The 25,423-nt window shown below is 37.0% G+C and carries 23 protein-coding genes and 1 pseudogene; 11 read left to right on the top strand and 13 right to left on the bottom strand.

Features of this window, described 5'->3' with window-relative positions; translation table 11 throughout:
• Window positions 1–8: 8 nt before the first annotated feature.
• A pseudogene (gene hisS / locus GUU89_RS07585) lies at window positions 9–1,366 on the bottom strand (histidine--tRNA ligase).
• A 144-nt stretch (window positions 1,367–1,510) separates the two neighbouring features.
• Between hisS and GUU89_RS07580 the strand changes: the two are divergent.
• Window positions 1,511–2,755, top strand: coding sequence for an ABC transporter permease (locus tag GUU89_RS07580; RefSeq protein WP_162127349.1), 1,245 nt, complete (start codon window positions 1,511–1,513; stop codon window positions 2,753–2,755).
• Here the strand turns inward: GUU89_RS07580 and prmC are convergent.
• Together prmC and GUU89_RS07570 are read right to left on the bottom strand one after the other, a co-directional pair.
• Complete coding sequence (gene prmC, locus GUU89_RS07575; protein ID WP_162127348.1) at window positions 2,746–3,603, bottom strand: peptide chain release factor N(5)-glutamine methyltransferase; 858 nt, start codon at window positions 3,601–3,603, stop codon at window positions 2,746–2,748. The two genes, GUU89_RS07580 and prmC, sit on opposite strands and share 10 nt — an antisense overlap.
• Window positions 3,604–4,089: a GNAT family N-acetyltransferase gene (locus GUU89_RS07570; RefSeq protein ID WP_162127347.1), complete on the bottom strand. Its 486-nt coding sequence runs from the start codon at window positions 4,087–4,089 to the stop codon at window positions 3,604–3,606.
• Between the two features lie 108 nt (window positions 4,090–4,197).
• On the opposite strand from GUU89_RS07570, the gene ribD reads away from it, so the two are divergent.
• The 3 genes from ribD to GUU89_RS07555 are packed head-to-tail and all read left to right on the top strand — an operon-like array spanning window position 4,198 to window position 6,454.
• On the top strand, window positions 4,198–5,241 hold the full coding sequence (gene ribD, locus GUU89_RS07565; RefSeq protein ID WP_162127346.1) for a bifunctional diaminohydroxyphosphoribosylaminopyrimidine deaminase/5-amino-6-(5-phosphoribosylamino)uracil reductase RibD: 1,044 nt from the start codon (window positions 4,198–4,200) through the stop codon (window positions 5,239–5,241).
• Complete coding sequence (locus GUU89_RS07560; RefSeq protein ID WP_162127345.1) at window positions 5,234–5,842, top strand: HAD family hydrolase; 609 nt, start codon at window positions 5,234–5,236, stop codon at window positions 5,840–5,842. The genes ribD and GUU89_RS07560 overlap by 8 nt, the downstream gene beginning before the upstream one ends.
• A gap of 3 nt (window positions 5,843–5,845) precedes the next feature.
• On the top strand, window positions 5,846–6,454 hold the full coding sequence (locus GUU89_RS07555) for an IMPACT family protein (protein ID WP_162127344.1): 609 nt from the start codon (window positions 5,846–5,848) through the stop codon (window positions 6,452–6,454).
• A 6-nt stretch (window positions 6,455–6,460) separates the two neighbouring features.
• Here GUU89_RS07555 and GUU89_RS07550 read toward each other — a convergent pair whose 3' ends face one another.
• Window positions 6,461–6,859 (bottom strand): acyl-CoA thioesterase, encoded by a 399-nt coding sequence (locus GUU89_RS07550; protein ID WP_162127343.1) that lies wholly within the window; start codon window positions 6,857–6,859, stop codon window positions 6,461–6,463.
• 188 nt (window positions 6,860–7,047) lie between these two features.
• Here GUU89_RS07550 and dnaA point away from each other — a divergent pair, with 188 nt between their 5' ends.
• Genes dnaA through GUU89_RS07535 form a run of 3 tightly spaced genes read left to right on the top strand, consistent with a single transcriptional unit; the run spans window position 7,048 to window position 9,702 of the window.
• Complete coding sequence (gene dnaA, locus GUU89_RS07545) at window positions 7,048–8,475, top strand: chromosomal replication initiator protein DnaA (protein ID WP_162127342.1); 1,428 nt, start codon at window positions 7,048–7,050, stop codon at window positions 8,473–8,475.
• A 40-nt stretch (window positions 8,476–8,515) separates the two neighbouring features.
• A complete protein-coding gene (locus GUU89_RS07540) occupies window positions 8,516–8,983 on the top strand; it encodes a low molecular weight protein-tyrosine-phosphatase (RefSeq protein WP_162127341.1) in 468 nt (155 codons plus the stop codon).
• On the top strand, window positions 8,980–9,702 hold the full coding sequence (locus GUU89_RS07535) for an SAM-dependent methyltransferase (protein WP_162127340.1): 723 nt from the start codon (window positions 8,980–8,982) through the stop codon (window positions 9,700–9,702). The genes GUU89_RS07540 and GUU89_RS07535 overlap by 4 nt, the downstream gene beginning before the upstream one ends.
• Window positions 9,703–9,745: 43 nt before the next feature.
• On the opposite strand, the gene GUU89_RS07530 is transcribed toward GUU89_RS07535, so the two are convergent.
• The 4 genes from GUU89_RS07530 to dapF form a co-directional block, all read right to left on the bottom strand.
• Window positions 9,746–10,381, bottom strand: coding sequence for a peptidoglycan-binding protein LysM (locus GUU89_RS07530; RefSeq protein WP_162127339.1), 636 nt, complete (start codon window positions 10,379–10,381; stop codon window positions 9,746–9,748).
• 97 nt (window positions 10,382–10,478) lie between these two features.
• Window positions 10,479–11,393, bottom strand: a complete 915-nt coding sequence (locus GUU89_RS07525; protein ID WP_162127338.1) for a DUF2279 domain-containing protein — start codon at window positions 11,391–11,393, stop codon at window positions 10,479–10,481.
• A 3-nt stretch (window positions 11,394–11,396) separates the two neighbouring features.
• Complete coding sequence (mltG, locus tag GUU89_RS15310; RefSeq protein ID WP_162127337.1) at window positions 11,397–12,977, bottom strand: endolytic transglycosylase MltG; 1,581 nt, start codon at window positions 12,975–12,977, stop codon at window positions 11,397–11,399.
• Window positions 12,971–13,753 (bottom strand): diaminopimelate epimerase, encoded by a 783-nt coding sequence (gene dapF / locus GUU89_RS07515; RefSeq protein WP_162127336.1) that lies wholly within the window; start codon window positions 13,751–13,753, stop codon window positions 12,971–12,973. Before dapF ends, mltG begins: the two co-directional genes overlap by 7 nt.
• A 134-nt stretch (window positions 13,754–13,887) precedes the next feature.
• On the opposite strand from dapF, the gene GUU89_RS07510 reads away from it, so the two are divergent.
• The 3 genes from GUU89_RS07510 (at window position 13,888) to GUU89_RS07500 (ending at window position 17,421) form a co-directional block, all read left to right on the top strand.
• Window positions 13,888–15,276: a Do family serine endopeptidase gene (locus tag GUU89_RS07510; protein ID WP_162127335.1), complete on the top strand. Its 1,389-nt coding sequence runs from the start codon at window positions 13,888–13,890 to the stop codon at window positions 15,274–15,276.
• Window positions 15,277–15,455: 179 nt separating this feature from the next.
• A complete protein-coding gene (locus GUU89_RS07505) occupies window positions 15,456–16,904 on the top strand; it encodes a glyceraldehyde-3-phosphate dehydrogenase (RefSeq protein WP_162127334.1) in 1,449 nt (482 codons plus the stop codon).
• A gap of 148 nt (window positions 16,905–17,052) precedes the next feature.
• A complete protein-coding gene (locus tag GUU89_RS07500; protein ID WP_162127333.1) occupies window positions 17,053–17,421 on the top strand; it encodes a hypothetical protein in 369 nt (122 codons plus the stop codon).
• A 65-nt stretch (window positions 17,422–17,486) separates the two neighbouring features.
• Here the strand turns inward: GUU89_RS07500 and GUU89_RS07495 are convergent, their stop codons facing one another.
• Window positions 17,487–19,751, bottom strand: a complete 2,265-nt coding sequence (locus GUU89_RS07495; RefSeq protein WP_162127332.1) for an aconitate hydratase — start codon at window positions 19,749–19,751, stop codon at window positions 17,487–17,489.
• Between the two features lie 165 nt (window positions 19,752–19,916).
• Entirely contained in the window at window positions 19,917–21,032 is a 1,116-nt protein-coding gene (locus GUU89_RS07490; protein WP_162127331.1) for an acyltransferase family protein, read from the bottom strand.
• Window positions 21,033–21,052: 20 nt separating this feature from the next.
• On the opposite strand from GUU89_RS07490, the gene GUU89_RS07485 reads away from it, so the two are divergent.
• Complete coding sequence (locus GUU89_RS07485) at window positions 21,053–22,186, top strand: hypothetical protein (RefSeq protein ID WP_162127330.1); 1,134 nt, start codon at window positions 21,053–21,055, stop codon at window positions 22,184–22,186.
• Here GUU89_RS07485 and GUU89_RS07480 read toward each other — a convergent pair.
• From GUU89_RS07480 to GUU89_RS07470, 3 genes are read right to left on the bottom strand one after another with little or no spacing between them, the layout of a single operon-like run.
• Complete coding sequence (locus GUU89_RS07480; RefSeq protein ID WP_162127329.1) at window positions 22,183–23,136, bottom strand: AAA family ATPase; 954 nt, start codon at window positions 23,134–23,136, stop codon at window positions 22,183–22,185. The two genes, GUU89_RS07485 and GUU89_RS07480, sit on opposite strands and share 4 nt — an antisense overlap.
• Before the next feature lie 47 nt (window positions 23,137–23,183).
• On the bottom strand, window positions 23,184–24,611 hold the full coding sequence (locus tag GUU89_RS07475; protein WP_162128643.1) for a peptidylprolyl isomerase: 1,428 nt from the start codon (window positions 24,609–24,611) through the stop codon (window positions 23,184–23,186).
• Window positions 24,574–25,422, bottom strand: a complete 849-nt coding sequence (locus tag GUU89_RS07470; RefSeq protein ID WP_162127328.1) for a peptidylprolyl isomerase — start codon at window positions 25,420–25,422, stop codon at window positions 24,574–24,576. Before GUU89_RS07470 ends, GUU89_RS07475 begins: the two co-directional genes overlap by 38 nt.
• Window position 25,423: the final 1 nt, after the last annotated feature.

The following is a 25,423-nucleotide window of genomic DNA, read 5'->3' as shown; positions in this document are numbered from 1 at the left end:
TTTAAATCTTAAGCCAGTTTCTCAATCATTGCTTTTAAAGACAGTTGCTTTTGTTCACCTGTATTTAAGTCTTTCAGCGTGACTAAATCCCATCGATTTCTTTAACAACGAAGGGTATCATCCTGCGCTCAGCATGTTTAAACTGTTTGTCTATTTTAGCCGCATCCGGATAAAGTTCGGATTTGATATTGTGGTTGCGCAACTGAGTAATGACTTTCATCGCATCAAAAGCTTGGGATTCACCAAAATTCAAAAACAACACTTTGGTGGAAGTCGTAACGGTATCGGGGAAAAGATTCAGTTCTTCCAAGACCAAGTAAATTCGGTCTAAGCCAAAAGAAATCCCTACACCGCTCATATTTTTCAATCCAAAAATTCCGGTCAAATCATCGTATCTTCCACCGCCGCCAATAGAGCCCATGGCAACACCTTCAGGAGCCGTCACTTCAAAAATGGCTCCGGTATAGTAATTCAATCCGCGGGCTAAAGTCACATCTAAATCTAAATGCGCTTTTTGCAATCCAAGTTTGGTTACGTGGTCACAAATAAAACGCAGTTCCTCGATGCCTTTTTTTCCTTCTTCGGAAGCGGAAAGCAAGCTTGATAGTTGCTCTAGTTTCTCGTGTATCGTTCCGGAGAAGTGAAATAACGGTTGTACTTTTTGCAAAGCACTTTCGGAAATTCCTTTTTCCAACATTTCTTTCTTAACGCCGTCCTCTCCTATTTTGTCGAGTTTATCTAAAGCTACAGTAAAGTCAATCAGTTTATCCGAAGCGCCAATCACCTCAGCAATTCCGGATAATATTTTGCGGTTGTTGATTTTAATAGTAACCCCGTTCAACCCCAATGCAGCAAAAACCGAATCGTATAATTGAACCAACTCTACTTCCTGCCATAATGAAGTCGACCCAACAACATCAGCATCACATTGATAAAACTCACGGAAACGCCCTTTTTGCGGACGGTCAGCACGCCAAACCGGTTGTATTTGGTAGCGCTTAAACGGAAACTCAATCTCGCCTTGGTGTTGCACTACATAACGCGCAAACGGCACAGTTAAATCATAACGCAGAGCTTTTTCGGAAATCTTTCCGGTCAGTTTTTTGTAATTTATGGTCTGTAATTCCTCAGCCGGAACTTTATCTAAATAATCTCCCGAATTCAATATCTTAAAAATCAATCTGTCTCCTTCTTCGCCGTATTTCCCCATTAGGGTTTCGGAGTTTTCAAACGATGGCGTTTCTATGGGTTGGTAACCAAATTTCTCAAAATGCGATCGCATCACAGCCATAATGTAGTTACGTTTAGAAACCTCAGCGGGTGAAAAATCTCGAGTGCCTTTAGGGATACCTGGTTTTTGTGCCATTTTTGATTAAGGATTTAGGAATTAGGATTTAGGGATAGGCTTGATTTAGCAAATCCTGAATCACCCTGCAAATATCTATTTTTTTATGGATTTAAAATAACTATTCTTGTAACAAAAACCGTAATTTCGTGTCAAATTGCCGTCATGATTGGATTATTCAGAGAAAACATAAAAATTGCCACCGGTTCGATACGAACGCAATTGCTGCGTACCATTCTTACCATTTTAATTATTGCGTTGGGAATTTGGGCATTGGTCGGGATTCTGACTGTAGTTTCTGCTTTGCAAAACACACTCTCTTCCAATTTTGCTTCCATGGGTTCTAATACCTTTAACATCAATCAATATACAAACACCAATCGTCGTCATGGCGGTGGTGAAGTAGAAAAGATAAATCCAATCATCTCTTATCCTGAAGCCAAGGCTTTCAAGGAAATGTATGATTATCCGCTGACGCATACTTCTTTGTCATTTACCGCAACTTCAACGGCAGAAGTGAAATATGAAAATCAAAAAACAGATCCGGAAATTACGGTAATGGGAGTTGATGATTATTTTTTGGTCAACTCAGGTTTAGAAGTTACACAAGGCCGAAATCTCAACACTTTTGACATTCAAAACAACACTTATTCTTGTATCGTGGGCTCTGATTTTGCTACCAAAGGTTTACTGAAAGATGTCAACCCGATTGGTAAAACCATTTCAGTTCGAGGAGCTAAATTTAAAGTTATTGGAGTTTTAAAAGAAAAAGGCTCTTCGTTTGGCAATCGTCAAGATTTGCGTATGCTGATTCCGATTCAGGTAGCGCGTTCTATGTTTTCTATGCCCAACATCAATTACACCATCAGCACTATGGTTGACAAGACCGAATTGCTTGACGAATCAGTAGATCACGCCATTATCACAATGCGTAAAGTCAGAAAACTGAATCCGGTAGAAGAAAATAATTTCGGAATTTCCCGAAGTGATGATTTGATTAATAAAATTGCCGAAATCACAGGTGTTTTAAGTATATCCGCATGGATTATTGGTATCATTACCATTTTTGGTTCTTCAATTGCGCTGATGAATATTATGTTGGTTTCTGTAACAGAAAGAACACGCGAAATTGGGGTTCGAAAAGCATTGGGAGCCAAAAAAAGCACCATTGCTTTTCAATTTTTTGTAGAAACTTTAATCATAGGGCAGCTTGGCGGCTTAGTTGGAATCATACTCGGAATCATTACCGGTTATTTTATTGCCATTGCCATTGATTTTAGTTTTGTAATTCCGTGGCTGGCCATTATGGCGGCGGTGATTACTACTTTTATTGTAGCAGTGGTTTCCGGTTCGTACCCGGCCATAAAAGCGTCACAACTCGATCCTATTGAAGCTCTTCGCTACGAATAAGTACAACTTATCATTCGGTCATTCCCATAAATATCTTGGTGAAGTTCAACAGTTTTGAACCCTAAATCCTGAAGTAATTCGACGGTTTCTTTTCCCAGATACTGATTGATTTCAAAATACAATTGTCCGTTCGGATTTAAATTCTTCTTGGCTAATCGGGCAATTTTTCGGTAAAAAAGCAAGGCATCATCGTCTTCCACAAATAAGGCCAAATGCGGTTCATAATCCAAAACATTAGGATTAATTTCGGCTTTTTCCAAATTTCGAACATAGGGCGGATTGGAAACTATAATGTCAAATGACTGATCTAAGTCTTCGGTTTCCAAAATGTTTTGCAACATAAAAGTCACTTTCACATCATTGAGTTCTGCATTTTTTTGGGCTGTAGCCAAAGCCTTTTCCGAAACATCAATCGCATAAACTTCAGCATTCGGCAAATTCTTTTTTAAAGCAATGGGAATACAACCACTACCCGTTCCGATATCCAGAATTCGGAGTGGATTGACAGCGGCGCGGAGTTGGTTATCTGATAAAATCAATTCAACCAATTCTTCGGTTTCCGGTCTTGGAATAAGTACATTTTCATTGACTAAAAAGGGTAAGCCATAAAACTCGGTGGTTCCTAAAATATATTGAATGGGTTTGTATTTTTTCAATTCGGCTAAAACACTTTCCCAGCGCAATAACTGTGTGTCATCCATTTCCATCTGAGGATTGAGTGCTAAATCGATTCTTTTGATGTGATGAAAACTTTCCAACACCAGATAAAAAAAGCTATCTATTTCCTTTTCGTCATATAATGAAGAAAGTTCCTGAAGAAAAGTAGTTTTGTAATTTTTAAGTAGCATTTATAAATTCTTTAGCATCCAAACCGGGCAAGTGGTATGACCGGTTGCGCCCATCGGTTCGCAAAGGTATTCAAAACCAACTTTTTTGTATAAATTTTGTGCAGCTATCATTTCGGGCAAGGTTTCGAGATAGCATTTTTCATAGCCGAATTCCGTGGCTTTGGCCAAACATTTTTCTATCATTTGCAAGCCTAATCCTTTACCACGAGCTTCTTGTAAAAAATACATTTTTTGTAATTCGCATATATTTTCGGTAGAATTTTCTAATTGACTCACTCCGCCTCCACCTATAATTTTACCATTTTCTTCCACCACAAAATAAGCGGCCCGAGGTTGGTCGTAGGTTTCAAACATAAAATCCAATTGACTATCCGCAAAAGCAGTCCCGGTTTTGGGATAATTATCAACTATAAAAACTTCCCTTATTACCGTTGCAATTTGGGGATTATCAGTCTTTTGAATTTCTCTGATTTGTATGCTGCCCATTCTAAAAGTAATGTCTTATTTTTGTGAGGTGAAGATACATGAAACGCCAACGACTAACAAGATTTATAACAATAACTTCAAAAGCGTTCCTGACGACCTTAGACAAAAATGAAATCAACGGAAGAATTTTACATAAAGCGTTGCATTCAATTGGCCAAAAATGGCTTAGGTACTACCTATCCTAACCCTTTGGTAGGCAGTGTAATTGTGTATGACGGAAAAATTATTGGTGAAGGCTGGCATCGAAAAGCCGGCGAACCCCATGCGGAAGTCAAGGCCATAAATTCAGTAAAAGACAAGTCCATATTATCAAAAGCCACCATTTATGTTTCGTTGGAACCTTGCAGTCATTTTGGTAAAACACCTCCTTGCTGCGATTTGATTATTAAGCATAAAATTCCGAATGTTGTCGTAGGCACCGTTGACCCCAACAGCAAAGTAGCCGGCACCGGAATTAAGAGACTTTTGGAAAACGGCCACCATGTTACGGTTGGTATTTTAGAGAAGGAATGCAACGAACTGAACAAACGCTTTTTTACTTTTCACAACAAAAAACGCCCCTACATTATATTAAAATGGGCTGAAAGTCTTGACGGATTTATAGCGCCTTTGACAAAAGAGAAACAAGAACCGGTATGGATTTCCAATGTTTTTTCACGTCAATTGGTTCATAAATGGCGAAGTGAAGAACAAGCCATTTTGGTCGGAACACAAACGGTTTTAGATGACAATCCAAAATTAGATGTGCGCGATTGGAAGGGTGAAAATCCGATTCGAATAGTTTTAGACCGCAGCGGTAAAATCACAAATGACTTTCATGTGATGGACAAAAAAACCAAAACAATCGTCATTACCGAGCAAGAAAATTTAACATTTAGTGAAAATGGTATAGCTGAAAGTGTTATCTTTGATATCCAGCTAACCAAAAAAATTGCCGATATTTCATATAAATACGGTATACAATCTGTAATTATCGAAGGAGGCAGACAAACCTTACAAAGTTTTATAGAGGCAAATCTTTGGGATGAAGCTAGAGTTTTTATCGGGACTGTTTCATTTAATAACGGAGTAAAAGCTCCTGTAATAAATGGGATTCCGAAAATAAGGCAACTAAAAGAAGACCAACTTAAACTTTACACCAACCATGATTAATACGATAATTTTCGATTTTGGAGATGTTTTCATTGATCTTGAGAAGGAAGCCTCGATTGAAGCGTTTAAAAAATTAGGTTTGAATGGTCCTAACGAAGATTTGTTGGCAGTTAATGATTTATTTGAAAAAGGGAAGATTTCAGAAATGCAATTCATCGAAACTTTTTTTAAATACATTCCCAATGCCACAATTCACGATGTTCGCCATGCTTGGAATGCCTCTATTGGTGATTTCCCATTGCACCGATTAGAATTTCTACAATTGCTTTCTGCCAAATACCGATTATTCCTTTTAACGAATACCGACTCCATACACATCAGTCGATTTGAACATAAAGTCGGCATGAGCTTTTACAGTGATTTTTATCGTTGTTTTGAAAAAGTATACTACTCCTACGAAATGGGCATGCGTAAACCCGATCCCGAAATTTTTAATGCCCTAATCCGCAAACACGATTTATCACCCAAACGAACTTTGTTTGTAGATGATAAAAAATCCAACACTGATGTAGCAGAAAGTTTGGGTTTGCATGTATGGAATTTGCAGGTTGGCACTGATGATGTTATACATTTGTTTGACCAAAAGCAGCTGCCTTTTTAAGTTTTGAATTCAAACGACACCTATAAAACCTTAACGCAACCTTCACCTGAAATACTGTTTAAAGAAAAAAACAGTAAATTCTTTGGCTATGCCTTTCCGGTAACTTCTGAAGAAGAAATCAAATCACATTTAGAGAAATTAAGAAAACAGCATTTCGGCGCCGTTCATTTTTGCTACGCCTTTCAACTCGGGACCGACACTATTCAATACCGTACCAACGATGACGGCGAACCAAGCAATTCAGCCGGTATGCCGATTTACGGCCAAATTCAATCTTTTGCTCTGACCAATGTTTTAGTAGTGGTGGTTCGATTTTTTGGTGGTATAAAATTGGGTGTCGGCGGATTAATCTCAGCTTACAGGACTGCAGCACAATTGGCTTTGGAAGAAGCGGATATAATTGAAAAAACCATCGACATTCACTTTCAGCTTTTATTTGATTACAAAAACATGAATAAAGTGATGCGGGTAATCAAAGAAAAAAACCTGGAAATCATTTCCCAACAAATGAACGAAAGCTGTGAAATTGAAATTGCCACACGAAAAAAAAATGCCGATATGATATTCGACATTTTCACCAATTTGTTTGAAATTGAAATAAAAAAACTATAGCCGTTTTTAGTTTTCCATTATATCCAAAATGTATTTTGGCGGCGCAATAGGTTTACCCAAATTTATATCTACAAAAACCAACAAAAAATGTGCAGTTGTTAATAACTCATCGTTTTCGTTGCGAATTTCACAATCAAATTCTATCTTAACTGAGGACTGACTTTTAAACTTCGTTATGACTGTAAGTAAGTCATCATAACGTGCTGGTTTTTTGTAATTTATCGTCATGGACACAATTGGAAGCGCAATCCCGCTTTCTTCAAGTGATTTATACGAAATCCCTTTGTTTCTAAGCCATTCAACGCGTCCCATCTCAAAATAGGGCACATAATTTCCGTGGTAAACCACACTCATCTGGTCGGTTTCTGAGTACCGAACTCTAACTTGAATCTTGTGTTCTTTCATCTATCTTTTTAAGCAGTTAATCTAGTTTTTAAAATCTCTTTACGACAATATTTTTAAAAAATCAATACGATATAAATTTTTTTTAACGAATTTTATTCACATATTTGTTATCCCGAAAAACAGGACTGTTTTCACCAATTTTCCTGTCTAAAAAACCTATAAGTAATTACAATAATTTTAAACAAAATATGAGCAAAACTGCGCAATCGGTATGGGAAAACTGTCTTTTATTCATAAAAGACAATATTCAAGAGCAAGCTTTTAAAACTTGGTTTGAGCCGATTAAATCAGTCGAACTTACTGACAATGCACTTTACATTCAGGTTCCAAGCAAATTTTTTTACGAATGGTTGGAAGAACATTATGTTAAATTATTGAAAGTGGCGTTAACTAAAGAACTTGGTAAAAACGCAAAGTTACTCTATAAAATCAAAATGGAAAACACTTATGGCAATAAACAACCGTTTACGGAACAATTGCCAAGTGCACACCGCAGTCCGATAAAATCACAAGATGTTGATGCTCCGTTCAAAAACCTGAATCCGGAACTTAAGAATCCGTTTGTTATTCCGGGCATCAGAAACTTGAAAATTGAGTCCCAATTAAATCCGAATTACAGTTTTGACAATTTCCTTGAGGGTGATTCTAACCGTTTAGCGCGCTCAGCAGGTATGGCTGTGGCTAACAAACCGGGAGGAACATCATTCAACCCACTATTGATTTTTGGTGGTGTTGGTTTAGGAAAAACCCATTTGGCACATGCGATTGGTGTTGAAATTAAAGACAAATATCCTGAAAAAACCGTATTGTATATTTCCGCTGAAGTCTTCACGCAACAATATATTGACTCAGTTAAGAAAAATAACAGAAATGATTTTATTCACTTCTACCAACTGATTGATGTATTAATTATTGATGACGTTCAATTCCTTTCCGGAAAATCAGGAACGCAGGATGTTTTCTTCCATATCTTTAATTATTTACATCAAAATGGAAAACAAGTAATCCTTACTTCGGACAAAGCTCCTGTTGATATGCAAGATATCGAACAACGTTTGTTGTCTCGTTTCAAATGGGGATTATCCGCTGAGTTACACCAACCGGATTACGAAACCCGAATTTCAATCCTAAAAAACATTCTCTACAGAGACGGTGTCGAAATGCCGGAAGAAATTGTAGAATATGTGGCTCGAAACATTAAATCTAATGTTAGAGAATTGGAAGGTGCCATCATTTCATTGATTGCCCAGTCGTCTTTCAACAAAAAGGAAGTGACTTTAGATTTGGCTAAAAGTGTAGTAGAGAAATTTGTTAAAAATGTGAAACGAGAAATCTCCATTGACTACATTCAAAAAGTAGTTTCTGATTATTTCCAGTTAGATATTGACACTTTACAATCTAAAACCAGAAAACGTCACGTGGTACAAGCCCGTCAGTTGGCTATGTTTTTTGCTAAGAAATTTACCAAATCCTCTTTAGCCAACATTGGTTCCCAAATTGGCGACAGAGATCACGCCACCGTTTTACACGCCTGCAAAACAGTGGACAACTTGGTTTCAACTGACAAACAGTTCAAGAAATTTGTAGAAGATATTCACAAAAAACTATCGCTATAATTTGCTTTTTGACTAAGTTTGCAGCTTAGAAAAACACACTATGTCCGTTAAAATTTTAATGGTTTGCTTAGGAAATATTTGTCGATCTCCATTGGCAGAAGGCTTACTAGCGTCAAAACTTCCAAAAGATAAATTCTTTGTAGATTCAGCCGGAACCGGTGCTTATCATATTGGCAAACAGCCGGACCAACGTTCTATTCTGGTAGCAAAAAAACATGGTTTAGACATTACCTTTCAAAAAGCCAGACAGTTTTCCTCCAGAGATTTTGAAGATTTTGATTATATCTATGTGATGGACAGTTCCAACTACGATAATGTGATTGAACTAGCCAAAAATGAAGAACATAAAGCCAAAGTAGACATGATATTAAACCATCTTTTCCCCGGAGAAAATGTTGATGTCCCTGATCCTTATTTTGGATTACAAAATGGTTTTGACATGGTCTACGAAATGCTGAATGAAACCTGTGATATTTTGGCCAAAAAATTAATCGAAAAACATTCATGAAGCCGGTAACCCTCAAAGGAAAACTCTATTTGATTCCAACCACTTTGGGCGATATGAATCCTGATGATGTATTGCCTCAAACGGTAAAAAGAGCCATTGATTTCATTGACTATTACATTGTAGAAAACGAAAAAACAGCCCGAAAATTTATCAAGGCCATTTATCCTGAAAAAGTTCAGGCGAGTTTAAAAATCTCTACCCTTAATAAGCACACCGAAATAACCGAACACAATTCAATGATTACTCCTTGCTTAAACGGTGTAAACGTCGGATTGATGAGTGAAGCCGGGTGTCCGGGAGTAGCCGATCCGGGTGCGGCCATAGTGAAAATTGCGCATGAAAAAGGAATACAAGTAGTGCCTTTAGTTGGTCCATCTTCTATTTTATTAGCCCTGATGGGTTCAGGAATGAACGGACAAAGCTTTGCCTTTAACGGCTATCTTCCTATTGATAAAGGCGAAAAGAAATCGGCGTTAAAGAACTTTGAAAAACTATCACACGATAAGAATCAGTCACAAATTTTTATCGAAACCCCTTATCGGAACAATAAGTTGCTGGAAGATTTTTTACAAGCATTGCAACCGAACACTCACCTGTGCGTTGCGACTGACATTACATTACCTACGGAGTACATCAAAACACTACGTGTAGCAGATTGGAAAAAAACAAAGGTCGAACTGCATAACAGACCGACCATTTTTATAATTCATAAGTTTTAACAGAAAAGAATTCTTAATATTCTCCTGATATTCTCCTCTTTATTTATTTCACTTTAGCGTTCTTAATAGCTTTGATACCTTGTGTTTCAAAACCGCCAAAATCCCTAAGATAGGTACGTACCGAAGTCCCATAATCATCTTTACATTGCTTCTCGCCATTCGAATTCAGAAAACGTTTTACAGAGCCTGAACCTCCTAAATGTGCCGCTGCTAAAATTCCGGATTCAGTAATTTTAACCCCATCAACAACTTTACCTTCAAAATAATTGATGTAGTATCTCAACTCATACTTGTTTTTAGACAATAAAGCAACAAAAGCTTTTTCCTGAAGTTTTGGATTGTTTATAAAGCTAGTACTATCATTAATTCCGATAGACTTTAAAGTTTCCATACCAAATTGGTATTTCCCTAAATACCCTAACGTATTTATTTTTCTGTATTTACCTTGGGATTCTTTGTGTGCTATAGCTTCTTTGTAACCAATAAAATATTTGCCCATGTATGGGATTTTAAGGTTTACATAATCTATATTGTTTTGAGAAGGAAAGACATATAAAAGTCCTTCGGTTTCATCAAGACGAAAACCGTCATTGATTTGGGAATTATAAGGTTTAAAACCAGAGCTTATGAAAGCTACAGTGAGTAGGATTGCGATGTAAAAAATTACTTTTTTTATCATTAATTGTTATTTCTCAAGCGCTGTCACCGACATGAAATTTCCGAGTGCAAATATACAACTAAATTTATAAAATTGAATATCAAGTAGTTAAACTACATTAAAAGTAGATTAAATGCAATTTCGTCCCGCCGGAACCCTTGATTTCAAACGTGGGAGCAGGAATCTTAATAGTATTGAAAATTGTTAAAATTGTCTTAACAAAATGTGATTTAGTTTCAATTTTCGTCAAATCAACGTCGAGACTGAGGTAAAATTGACGGTATCTTTGACTCTCCGGAAGCGAAATTGTAGTGTCTGTTTCATCTTCATTTCCGGTAATCATTCCATCGGCTCCATAACCGATAGCTACATTTAGCCATTTCGGGATTTTAGTAGTTTTGGCAAACGAATGAAGATTGACCGACAACCAATACGTTTGCCCGTTATAATCTTTCAGAATCTGTTCTGATAATGAACTTCCTAAGACTTCAGGGCGAACTTTGGCATAAGAAGTAGTGTGAAAAGAAAATTTAGGAATAATTCGCTGCTCTTTCCAAAGTAATTCTTGTGAAACAAATAAGGCTGTTCCAGAAATATTTGCAGCAACATCGCCCATTGAGGCTCCCCATTTCTGTGAATAACCGTCAAATACCTCAACCGTTGTTAAAAAAGCTAACCCAAGTGTTGAACCATAAAGTAATTGATTTTTTCTATTAGCCCCTGACCATTTCAAAGCATTGGCACCATAACTCCCTAAATGGTAAGAAGAAAAAAGATGACCCATTTTATCCATTTGCATCCATTCATTATTATCATTTATGAAATGAAAATTCGAACGGGGATAATCGGCATACCATAATTGATTTAAACCAATCAAAGTAGCGCCACCAATCACTGTTTCAGTTATAACAAGAGTTTTAAGTCTGCTTTTATTTAAGGTATCAGCAGGCTTTAAAAAACGTTCAAGAGAATTTTGCCCCAAAACAAAACTCGAAAAAAAAAGCAATAGGATTATGTAGTTGCTGGTTCTCAAGAATTACCGTTTAGTTCCTTGAGCATTCAACCAATCAGCATATTTCTTGGCATTAACATCATGTTGTGCCATAGTGGCCGCAAATTCATGGTATCCGAATTTTTCAACACTGGCACAGAAGTACAAATAATTGTGTTTTTCCGGATTCAAAACGGCATCAATAGCATCTATATCAGGCATAGCAATTGGGCCCGGTGGCAAGCCTTCTTTTTGATAAGTATTATAGGGGGAATTAATAAACAAATCGTTATACAAAACTCTTTTAATGATTTGATCGAAATTATTATCTCTCAATTTCAGCGCATAAATTACCGTTGGGTCGGCCTGCAATTTCATTCCTTGTTTTAATCTGTTCAAATAAACGCCTGCTACGGTTGGTCTTTCGCTTTTTTTAACCGTTTCTTTATGAACAATGGAAGCTAAAGTTATCACTTGAACCGGCGTTAAATTTAAAGCTGAAGCTTTGGCAATTCTTTCTTTGGTCCAAAAACGATTGTATTCCTCCAACATTTTATCTCTGAATTTTTCCGCTGAAATATTCCAATAAAACTCATAAGTGTTAGGCAAAAACATAGCAAAAACATTTTCCTTAGTGAAGCCATTCTTTTGAAGAAAAACAGAATCGCGGAACGTTGCTAATAATTTTGTGGTATCCGGTTCAATTTGAGAACTAATGCGTTCACATAAGTTTTCTAGTCTTTCCTGATTGTTAAAGGCCAATTTCACAGGAACATTTCTTCGCATGGCGGACACCAATTGAAAAGCACTCATTCCTTTTTTCAATAAAAACCTACCGGGTTTTACATTATCTGGATAGGACCGGCGATTCGCAATAAATTCAAAACTACCCATGCTTTTCACATAAGGAGAAAGAATTTTTTCTACATCCTGATAGGTTGAACCAGTTGGAATTTGAACATAAACTTCCTCTTGTTCAAAACTAGTATCCGAAGTAAAAAATTTAACAAAAACTATAATAACAGCAAGCAAAAAAACTGCTGCCAGCACTTTAAAAATCGTATTTCTTTTTGTGTTCAAAACCGAAAATGTATTTAGTTTATTTTTTATTAACTGAAAAAGGGCTTCATCTTTGAAGGAATTATTAATGAAATTCCAATCTTTTTTAACCCCTGCTTTTTCAAATCCAAATGTAGTAAAAAGCGCTAAGCTTGCTGTGTTTTCTGTTCCGATATTGGCATACAACTGATGTAATTGTAATTGCTGAAAAGAATATTCGATAACCAATTTCAAAGCTTCTTTACCAAAACCGGAATTCCTATCTGTTTCATTTTGAATGATAATCCCAACCCCGGCACGCTTATTTCTAGGATCAAAATCAAACAAATCAATTAGTCCAATAGCTTCCGAAGATTCTTTTTTACAAATCGCTAAACGCAATTGCTTCGCTTCATAAATATCCTGATGCGCATTTTCAAGGTATTGTCGAATCAGGAATTTGCTGTAAGGCGTTTGAGTATTACTCACTTCCCAAATAGTTTCGTCATTTTCTATATGATAGATAAACTCCAAATCTTCCGGTTCGAGCGCACGCAAGTAAATCGTTGGTCCTTGTAGTGTTACCATGCTATCTCTCCTTCAAAAACAAAGGTTGCCGGTCCTTTCAGAAAAACGTTGGTATAAGTATCCCCTTCTTTAACGAAAGAAACTTCCAACTTACCGCCTTCTACGTCTAACATAATGTGGTGGGATTTCGTTTTACCAAGAGCATGCATAGCTATAGCGGTGGCTGTAGCACCGGTTCCGCAGGATAATGTTTCGTCTTCTACCCCACGTTCGTATGTTCGCAAAGCAAAATGATTATCGCCAAGTTGTTTGACAAAATTGACATTACTTCCTGCCTTTCCATACAAATCAGAATAGCGGATTCTGGCACCATTGGTTTTAACATCAAAAGTTTTTAAATCATCAATCATCATCACGTGGTGTGGTGAGCCGGTATTCAAAAAAACGTAATCGCTTTCTATTTTCACTTCCAAAACATCTTTCATTTGGAGCGAGATAGTTCCATCGCTAATAATGGAAGCATGATGTAAACCATCCGTGGCTATAAAATCAGTTTCATCTCCAATGGCATTCAAACTTTTGGCAAAAGCCACCAAACAACGTCCGCCGTTACCACACATTGAACTTTCTTTGCCGTCAGAGTTATAATACACCATTCGGAAATCAGTTTTGCTATCATTTTCGAGTAAAATCAAACCATCAGCGCCAATTCCAAAACGACGGTCGCACAGTTTTTCAATAAGTTGAGTATCCTTTTTCGGAAAAATGTTTTGACGATTGTCAATCATCACAAAGTCGTTTCCGGTGCCTTGGTATTTGGTGAAATTGATTTTCATAGTGGTGTTTACTGACACAAAGATAACAAATATTAAGATTAACTTAAAAATTGTTAAACGAGCGTTAAAGGGTGTTTGACAGAAAATTGAAAGTTTATAATTTTACTAAAACTAATTTAAAAATGTTAATGACTATGAAACGATTATCCGGTTTATTCTTGGTTTCTTTACTAAGTGGTGCCGTTACTCTTGGTGCCTACAAATTATTTATCGAAGGAAAAGACAGTCGCAATTCGATTGTCACTACAGCCTCAAACAATTATAACAGAACAGTCGGTTTTAATGGAGAAGCGGTTGACTTTACTGCTGCGGCCGAAAATGCGGTTCACACAGTTGTTCACGTTAAGAACGTTTCGGTAAGAACGGTTTCCAATCCTATCATGGAATTTTTCTACGGACAACGCGGCGGTCAGCAACAAGAACAAATTGGAACCGGTTCAGGCGTTATTATTTCAGAAGATGGCTATATCGTAACCAACAATCATGTGATTAAAGACGCTACAGAACTTGAAGTCACACTCAACAATAACAAATCATACAAAGCAAAACTCATTGGAACCGACTCTAAAATGGATATTGCTTTACTAAAAATCACTACCGATGAAAAATTACCTTACACCACTTTTGCCGATTCAGATCAGGTAAAAGTAGGCGAATGGGTTTTAGCCGTTGGTAATCCGTATAATTTAAATTCAACCGTTACAGCGGGAATTGTTTCGGCAAAAGCCAGAAATCTTGACACAAACGGGCTTCAGTCATTTATCCAAACTGATGCTGCTGTAAATCCGGGAAACAGTGGTGGTGCCTTGGTTAACACTCGTGGGGAATTGATTGGAATTAACACCATGATTTCTTCTCCAACCGGAAGTTACACCGGATATTCATTCGCCATCCCGTCAAATATTACTCGAAAAATCATTGAAGACATTATGGAATTTGGCGGAGTACAAAGAGGAATTTTGGGCATCGAAGGAAACGAATTAAACAGTAAAGCTTCAGAAGAATTGGGAATTAAAGACACTGAAGGTTTTTACATTAATAAAATAACTAAAAACTCCGGGGCTGAAAAAGCCGGTTTGAGAAAAGGTGATATTATCAAAAAATTAGATGCTCAAAAAATAAATTCATTTGCCGAATTAACCGGTTATATTAACACGAAAAGACCAAATGACAAAGTTCAGGTAACATTTATCAGAGACGGGGAAACCAAAACAGTTCCGGTTACTTTGATTAAAAACGATGTGTTCACTACGGAGTTTAAAGGGTTGGAATTAGAAAACATTGATGCTTCAGACAAAAAGAAATACCGAATAGATTATGGGGTCCGTATCAAAGACGTCAATAGCGAAAATCTCGCTCCTTATGCAGACCAACTTAAAGGAAGTATCATCTTATCCGTTGACAATGTAAAAGCTACTGACGTAGAAAGCATCTCCCGATTTTTAAACAAAAAAGATGAAAATCAAAGCGTTAACATACAAATGATTAACCGTATAGGGCAAATCATTCAGATCATATTATAATTCATTCTTACTTACTTTTTTTCAAAGCCAGTCCGTAATAGGATTGGCTTTTTATTTAACAAAAAATTTAGCGAAATCGTTTTCGTTAAACACTTCTATTTTATACTTTTGCGCCAAATTAATAAGCTTCTGAAATTAATTCAGAATTAACAACACAACTAAATCTTATTCCCATTTTTATGAACAGCAACACTTTATACGAAAAAGAATTGTCTTTTCAGGCCGACAGACGAAAGGCTGGCGTAGAATTCATCAAAATTATCAGTGATTTATGGTATGACAAATCCATCGAATTGGTTCTTTTCAGAAATCAGTTAATCGACAGAAATGTTAGTGACATTATCAACCTGCATGAATATGCCGGTGAATTTGTTCAAAAACCGATTAACATTTTTGACTCTGTAGAAATTGCCAGAGCTATCGAAAATTTAGACTTACCACCTTCCCGAATTGATATCGGAAAATTAACTTACGAATACCATTTAGAAGATAACAAATACCATGACTGCAAAGCCTTTGTTATTGATAAACTGAAAAATGCCAGAGACTTCAAAAACATCAAACCTAAAGATGTAGTATTATATGGTTTTGGCCGAATTGGTCGTTTATTGGCTCGTGAAATGATGAGCAAAATTGGAAAAGGTCAGCAATTACGCCTTCGCGCCATAGTAACTCGTGACCGAAATGATGCTTCTTCGTTAGAAAAAAGAGCTTCCTTATTGCGTTACGATTCTGTTCACGGTGATTTTGAAGGTTCGGTTCAAGCTGATATTGAAAATAATGCCTTAATCATTAACGGAACAACTGTTCATGTTATAACCGCCAACTCTCCGGAAGAAATTGATTATACCCAATTTGGTATCGAAGATGCTTTGGTTATTGATAACACAGGAGCCTTCACTACCGAAGAAGCATTGAAACGTCATTTGGTTTCTAAAGGAGTAGATAAAGTGCTACTAACCGCTCCCGGAAAAGGGGTTCCGAATATTGTGTATGGCGTAAATCACAACGATTACAATCCGGATGAAGTACATATTTTCTCCGCTGCCTCTTGTACAACCAATGCGATTACCCCAATTTTAAAAGCGATTGAAGATACACTAGGTGTTGTAAAAGGACACTTAGAAACCATTCATGCTTATACCAATGACCAAAACTTAGTAGATAACATGCACAAAAAATACCGTCGTGGTCGTGCCGCTGCTTTGAATATGGTAATTACTGAAACCGGCGCCGGAACTGCTGTTGCTAAAGCATTGCCAAGTTTAGCAGGTAAACTAACATCAAACGCGATTCGTGTACCTGTGCCAAATGGCTCTTTGGTCGTATTAAATCTTGAAGTTAGCAATGAAACTTCAGTTGAAGAAGTAAATGCTATCATGAAAAAATATGCGCTTGAAGGCGAATTGGTAGAGCAAATCAGATATTCATTAAATAACGAACTGGTTTCTTCTGATATTGTCGGAACAGCTCAACCATCTATTTACGACAGTAATGCTACGATTGTTTCCGGGGACGGAAAAAATATAGTGTTGTATGTTTGGTACGATAATGAGTATGGCTATAGCCACCAAGTGATTCGTTTGTCAAAATACATTGCTAAAGTAAGACGTTATACTTACTATTAATAGTTATATTACTTCAGAAAAATCCGTTTAATTCTTGCACTTAGACGGATTTTTTGTTGTTATTAACAATTTTTTGTTAATAAACATACGGCAGTAAATAATAAATCACTATTTTTCGCGTTCTAATTAAGTCCTCAAATCTTGATTTATGAAAAAAGTATTTTTTAGTTTACTACTAATGACTTCTTTTGCCTTCTCTCATGAAGAGCCGAAGACTCAGACCTACAATTATGGTCAGAGCGGAATGGAGCTGGTCGCCCGTTCCAAAAAAGGAACTGTAATCGTGAGCACATACAATTCAAAAATGACCATTCGCAAAGATATCGCGAGTAAAATTTATGACTTGTACTTGGCTAACAAATTAGAGACCAACAAGAAGATTACCATTAACGGCCATGAAGCAAATGTAACAGGTAAATGTGTAATTAGAAAAAAGAAGGATTTAACCGCTGTCGATTTCTACTATGAAACGGTAGATTGGAACAACGGACTTAAGGAAGTTTATAAAAGGGTTTAATTCAAAAAGAAAAACGCTCCGCAAAATAGGCGGAGCGTTTTTTTATGTAATAATTTAAATGATCGTTACGCCTTCCCGGCAGCAATCAAATTCAAAGCTGAACCGGCTACAAACCATCCGATTTGACTTTCATTATATGTATGGTTAGCCAAGATGATATCTTTTGAACCATCAGTATGAACAAACTCTAACGTCAATGGTTTGCCTGGAGCAAATTCCGTTAAATCTAAGAAGTTGATACTATCGTTCTCCTGAATTTTATCATAATCCGCTTCATTAGCAAAGGTTAAGGCTAACATTCCTTGCTTTTTCAAGTTAGTTTCATGAATACGAGCAAACGATTTTACCAATACGGCTATCACACCTAAGAAACGTGGTTCCATAGCGGCATGCTCACGAGAAGAACCTTCTCCGTAATTTTGGTCTCCCACTACTATAGAGGGAACACCGGCAGCTTTATAAGCTCTTTGTACAGCAGGAACAGCATCATAAGCACCGGTCAATTGGTTTTTAACTTTATTAGCTTCTTGATTAAAAGCGTTAATCGCTCCAATCAACATGTTGTTTGAAATGTTATCTAAATGACCACGGAAACGCAACCACGGGCCGGCCATAGAAATGTGATCGGTAGTACATTTTCCGTAGGCTTTGATTAACAATTTAGCACCGGTAATGTTTTTTCCGTCCCAAGCCTCAAAAGGAGCCAGTAATTGCAAACGGTCTGAAGTGGGTGAAACCGCAACTTGAACCGAAGAACCATCAGCAGCAGGAGCTTGGAAACCGGCATCTTCTACATCAAAACCTCTTTTCGGTAATTCATCACCAACTGGTGGTAATAATTTCACTTCTTCACCATTATCATTCAATAACGTATCAGTTAACGGATTGAAAGACAAATCACCTGAGATAGCTAAAGCAGCCACCATTTCAGGTGAGGTTACAAAAGCATGAGTATTCGGATTACCATCGGCACGTTTAGAGAAGTTTCTGTTGAACGAGTGAACAATAGTATTTTTTTCGCCTTTATCAGCTCCGGCTCTATCCCATTGCCCAATACAAGGTCCGCAAGCATTCGTAAATACTTTAGTTCCCATTTTTTCAAAAGTAGCAATGATACCATCTCTTTCGATAGTATAACGAATCTGCTCTGAACCCGGATTGATTCCAAATTCAGCTTTTGGAGTAATCCCATGAGCCACTGCTTGTTCTACAATAGAAGCTGCGCGAGCCATATCTTCATAAGAGGAATTGGTACACGAACCAATTAAACCCCATTCTACTTTTAACGGCCAACCGTTAGCAGCCGCTTCTTCTTTCATTTTAGAAACCGGAGTTCCTCTGTCCGGAGTGAAAGGGCCGTTAATGTGTGGCTCTAATTCCGAAAGGTTAATTTCGATTACTTGATCAAAATAATTAGACGGATTAGCATACACATCAGCATCAGCAGTCAAATAAGACGCGACTTTATCAGCCGCATTTACTACATCCTGACGACCTGTAGCCGCTAAGTATCTTCTCATTGAATCATCATAACCAAAAGTAGAAGTAGTGGCACCAATCTCAGCACCCATATTACAAATAGTACCTTTACCGGTACAAGACATCGAAGTAGCCCCTTCGCCAAAATATTCAACAATAGCACCCGTACCACCTTTTACGGTAAGGATATCGGCTACTTTTAGAATTACATCTTTGGGAGCGGTCCAACCGTTTAATTTTCCGGTCAACTTTACTCCGATTAATTTTGGAAATTTCAATTCCCATGACATGCCCGACATTACATCTACGGCATCAGCACCACCAACACCAATAGCCAACATTCCTAATCCACCGGCATTAACCGTGTGTGAATCGGTACCTATCATCATTCCGCCTGGGAAAGCATAATTTTCTAAAACGATTTGGTGAATAATTCCTGAACCCGGTTTCCAAAACCCGATTCCGTATTTATTAGAAACCGAAGAAAGGAAATCGAAAACTTCTTTTGACTGTGAATTGGCTACTGCCAAATCAGTAGTAGCGCCAACTTTTGCTTGAATTAAGTGGTCACAGTGCACCGTTGTCGGTACCGCTGCTTTGTTTTTTCCGGCGTGCATAAATTGCAATAACGCCATCTGAGCCGTAGCATCTTGACAAGCAACTCTATCAGGTGCAAAATCTACATAATCTTTTCCACGGGTGAACGATTGAGAAGGCATTCCTTCCCATAAATGTGCATATAAAATCTTTTCAGATAAAGTAAGCGGACGACCAACCAGCTCTCTAGCTTTGTCAACACGAGCAGCCATAGTGGCGTATACTTTTTCAATCATTTCAATATCAAAAGCCATATATATTGGGTTTAATTTGTTTGCAGAGCAAATTTACGAAAACGTTATACTTCTAAAAAGTTTTTAATAAAATAAGTTGTTTGATGAGAATGTTTTGTGAAAAGCGGATTTTTGGTACTCATTTTTTGCCAATTCCTTATTTATATCAATAAAAATTGAAAATTATTAACTTTTATCTCTTAAATTCATCATTGGTTTTTCATAAAAACGGTACAAGAGATAACTCAAAAGGAATGTGATGCCAACATACGCCGCCACAAAACCATACAATTCAAAAGGATTTTGTGAATCATATTGGATATAATGCTTCAAAAGTTGTAACACCACACTATAGTGCAAAAGGTAAACAGAATAAGAAATGAGGCTAATAAAAACAACCGGCTTACGAAGTACTGATTTTTCTTCTTTCCATTCAGATAAAAAAGGGAGAAAACAGGCAACAGCAACAGAAATCATTGGCAGGTAAAATACATTCCAAAGCACCGGATGACTTTCAATCAGCAACCCAAAATAACCAATAGCAACAAATTGAAATAAAAAAATCAGTGTGCCTAAAACAAAGAAAATGTATTTGTTCTTTTGCCAAAAAGAGGTGAAATTTAAATAAATCCAACTGCACAAAACACCGATAAAAATACTGTCCAAGCGATAAAGTACAACCGCTTTTAACGACATATTCCATTGGGTTAAAGTGGTGTTGGCTGTGGTATTTTGATAATAAATTTTGTTACAAAAGAAAATCAGTATCAGTGTCAAAACCGCTAACGCAAAGAATCGCGATTTGTTTTTCGGTTTAATGCAATAGGTGACAATCATTAGAAAAATCGGCAAAACTACATAAGCAAACTCTTCAACGGAAAGACTCCATGATTCAGGGAAAAACGACAGCATGGTGGTGTTCAGGTTTTGCAAAAAGAAAAAATACTTCCACAAAAAAAACAACGGATACCCAACAATCGTAGCTACGCCTATATTAATTAGCAATACCAGATAATAATTGGGCAGAGTTCGGAACCATCTTCTTTTCAAAAAATAAAAAACCGTTTGCATCGAAAAATCCTCTTTGAGATAGAGTTCGTAAAAAATTTTCCCGATAAGAAAACCACTCAACACAAAGAAAATTTCAACACCAAAAAAACCCGAAAGCACCAACAACTGATGAAAAAATCCATTCGTAACAGGGAAAATCCAAACACAATGTCCGAACACCACCATCGAAATGGCCATGGCTCTCATTAAGTCTAATCCAAATATCCTTGGCCCGCTTTGATTTCCAATCATAGAAAATGTACTTTTGTGGTATGTTGAAATCAAAGATATATAAAATTTCAGGAGTTCTAATCCTAATCGGACTATTGACAGGCGGAATTTGGTATTGGCAAATGCCGAACCGACACAAAGCCATTGTCAAATCATTTTTATTTGAAAAACTAGGCATCGTTGATAAAGAATGGAAAGTTGCTAACCGGTCGGAAACGTATAAAATGATTTCGCCCGAATTTTATATTGATGGAATCTACAAATCAATGGAAGGACCAAAATCGTCTAACTATGTGCAACTTTCTCAAGACTCTACTCTGCTTTGGTTAACCGGATTTCACGTAAAAGCATTAGCTGCGAAATCGCTGAAAACCGTTTCAAAGGATTTTATTTGTCATACTAATGTGGATTTTAACGATGTGAAATATTACAGTTCCTTTCATTTAGAAAAAAGAATTGGCACCCAATACCCTCGCTTGACTTCGCTTTCGCATGGCATGGAAAATTTCAGTTTTCCGAAAGGGTATGGCGTTCCGATGAAAGGAAATGAGTTGCTCTATGTTACCACTGAATCTTTAAACCACAATCTTCCGGAGGCTAATTTTTGGATTCGCCATGAAGTAGACATTGACTATTCTAAGGCTAAAAATTTAAAACCTTTGATGAGTCGCACCGCTTTTATCATGTTGCCTTACGACAAATCAAATCCTTATAAACAACCTACTGACCCAGGGACAAATCAATGCATTCCGGTGGAAACCAAAAATCACAGTTATGATGACGGGAAAGGAAATAAATTATCGGGGCATTGGGTAATTCCTGTTGGCAAAAACACGTATCGAAGTGATGTAAATGAGCAATTGCAACTTCAGGACAGCCTCCGATTGCATGCTGCCGCCATACACGTTCATCCTTTTGCGACACGTATTTCTTTATTTGATAAAACGACACACCAAGCCATTTTCAACAGCAAAATCACAAATCACATAGGAAAAACAGGAATAACCGGTATTGAGCCTTTTTCATCAGAAGTAGGCATTTGGTTATACAAAAATCACAAGTATGAAATTGTGTTGGAAGTCAACAATACAACCTCCGAAAATCAAGACATGATGGGAAGCATGTTTTTGTTTTTTTACGATAAAGAGCTGGATGAATTACTTCAAAAAAATTAAAGCAACTTAGCAATAATCATTTCTTCCGAAATACCTTCTGCGTCAGCTTTGTAGTTTTTGATGATTCTGTGGCGCAAAATACCAACGGCTACTGCTTTTACATCTTCAATATCGGGAGAAAATTTACCATTAAAAGCTGCATTGGCTTTGGCTGCTAAAATTAAGTTCTGTGAAGCTCTTGGTCCAGCACCCCAATCTAAATAGTTGTTGACATATTCTGAAGCCAAAGCGCTTTTTGGTCTGGTTTTACCCACTAAAGTCACCGCGTATTCTACTACGTTATCAGCTACCGGAATACGGCGGATTAAATGCTGGAAATCGATAATTTCCTGTGCTTGGAACAATGAATTTATAACCGGCTTTTCATCGGAAGTCGTGCTTTTTACTACTTGAACTTCTTCGGCAAACGAAGGATAATCCAATTTGATGGCAAACATAAAACGGTCTAACTGTGCTTCCGGCAAAGGATAAGTTCCTTCCTGCTCTATTGGGTTTTGAGTTGCTAAAACAAAATAAGGCAGCGCTAATTTATAATTTTGTCCGGCGATGGTTACCGCTCTTTCCTGCATGGCTTCTAATAAAGCTGCCTGCGTTTTTGGTGGTGTTCTGTTAATCTCATCGGCCAAAATGATATTGGCAAAAATAGGCCCTTTGATAAATTTAAATTGACGATTTTCGTCCAAAATTTCACTTCCCAAGATATCCGACGGCATTAAATCGGGTGTGAACTGAATACGCTTAAAATCCAAACCTAAAGCCTGAGAAATGGTGTTTACCATTAAGGTTTTGGCCAAACCGGGAACTCCGACCAGCAAAGCATGTCCGCCCGAAAAGATACTGAGTAAAATTTGATCAACAACATCGTCTTGACCCACAATAATTTTCGAAATTTCTTTCTTAAGTTCAACTCTTCTTTGAACTAAATTTTGAATGGCAACAACATCAGACATTTTAATTAGGATTTATTAGTAAGGGATTTAAATGCTCTAAACTACAATTATTTTTTCAACCAATTATTAGTAAACATACAATCTCTGTATTCACCGTTTATTTTGATATAGGTTTCTTTTATTTTCTCATCACTCCACTTGCCAATGGCTTTGATTTGTTTTTCTTTCAACGCTAAGTCCTTGATTTTGGTATAATCTTTAGCATAATCGGCAGTGTGTTCGTCAATTCTGTTGGTCACCGTTATGATTTTGTATTTCTTTCCGGTTCTTGGGTCGTCATCCAAAATTGGTGCTGTTACGGCTCCATTTTTCAAATTAGACACTTCACTGTATAAACTTGGATCCATTTTCGTCAATTCGAAGTGGGTATCCTGTGTTTTTGGATTGATTAAAGTTCCGCCATTGGCACGAGTTTCTTTTTCGTCTGACATGGTTCGGGCAGCATCAGCAAAAGTAATCTCGCCGTTTTCGATACGCTTTTTAATCAAGGTAATTTTCTCTTTAGCATCTTTCAAAGCTTGATCCGATACTTTTGGCATCATTAAAATATGACGCAACTCTACTTCCTGACCTAGTATCTTTTCAACCATAATAATGTGGTATCCGTATTCGGTTTCAAACGGCTCTGAAATTTCACCTTCGCTAAGGCTAAAGGCCACATCTTTAAATTCTTTTACGAACTGTGTCTTTCGGTTAATTTTATAAAAACCTCCATTGGCTGCTGAACCTCGGTCATCAGAATAAATAACCGCACGGGTTTTGAAACTGGAACCGGCCAATACTTCGGCTTTGATTTCTTTTAATCGGTTGATTACTCTTTGCTTTTCTTCATCACTTATTTTGGGACTGACCACAATTTGGGCTACCTCCATTTCGGCACCAAAAACCGGTAAGTCGTTTTGAGGAATAGATTTGAAAAAAGTACGAGTTTCTTCCGGTGTAATTTCTACGGCATCAATGATTTTCTTTTGCATTTCGGCACCCAGCTTATTCATTTTGATAATATCAAACAATTCACTTCTGAATTCTTCTTCGTTATTTTTCTTGAAATACTGCACCACTTTTTCCATAGAACCCAACTGCTCTACCATATAGTTCAACTGGTCGTTCATTTTTTCTTTAACCTCTTCATCTTTTACGATGATACTGTCTTGAACTGCTTGATGGGCGTACAATTTGTCTTCCAGCAATTTCCCAAGCATTTGACAACGGGTGATATCTTTTATTGAATTTCCTTGGCTGGATAATTCTAAAAACGTTTTATCAATATCAGAATCTAAAATTATATAATCACCGACAGTTGCTATAACGCCATCCACTTTTTGCTTGCGAAGTGAAGCAACCGGTGTTTTGGTTTTCACCGAATCTTTAATGATTTCCTGGGCATTGGCAAAAAACACAGTACAAATCGTGGTGATTATCGCGACTGTAAATTTGCTACTTGTATACTTCATAATCCTTGTTTTTAATGGCATCATTCGTGATTTCTTTTTCAAATTTCTTTATCAATTCTAATTTTCTCTTGTTCAATATAACTTCTTTCAGGGTGGGTTTAATGTATTCAAAAGGCGCCCTTTGGTTTTTGTCAATCACATTGGTGACTTTTATCAAATACACATCGTCTTTGTCCTGTATTTCAACTTTTTTGCCCGAACGGATAAGCTCATCTCTGTTGTCAGGATTGATGACCGGCAGCTTTACATACACTTGGCTCATATCAATCCAAACACTATCATTCAAAGCAAAACTCTTGAACTGCAAAGCATAAGTGTCCCAGAACTTTTTGTCTTTTTTATTGTAATCAAAAAACTTGCTTCTTATAGTGGCAAACTTCGGATTGTCTTTAGCCAAATTGACGAATCGCATTCGCACTAAAGTTCCGTTGGTTTTAAAATTATCTTTGTTTTCTTTATAATATTTTTTTAATTCTTCCTCACTTACCAGCGTATCCACTGTGCTTTTGACAACTTCGTCAATGTAAGCTTTAGTATATAAATCTATTTTATACTGCCGGATTAGGGCATTGAATTCTTTCTTTTTGTTTTCGCTCAGATTTCTTTCGGCGGCATCTATCAGTAATTTTTGGCTAGCCCAACGATCAATAAAATCTCTGACGATTAACAGGCTGTCTTCTTTTGAAGTTCCTACCGGAACCAGTGTAGCCAAATCACTTTTGTATAAATAATTTTTCCCGACTCTGGCAATTGATTCCGGTTTTTGCTCCGGTTTGAAATAGTTACAAGAACAAATCATCAAAAACAGTAGGAAAAAACTATTTCTGATCATG

Source organism: Flavobacterium phycosphaerae, from assembly GCF_010119235.1.
Classification (GTDB): domain Bacteria; phylum Bacteroidota; class Bacteroidia; order Flavobacteriales; family Flavobacteriaceae; genus Flavobacterium; species Flavobacterium phycosphaerae.
The sequence above is the reverse complement of the archived record's forward strand: the minus strand, read 5'-3'. Positions and strand labels throughout refer to the sequence as shown.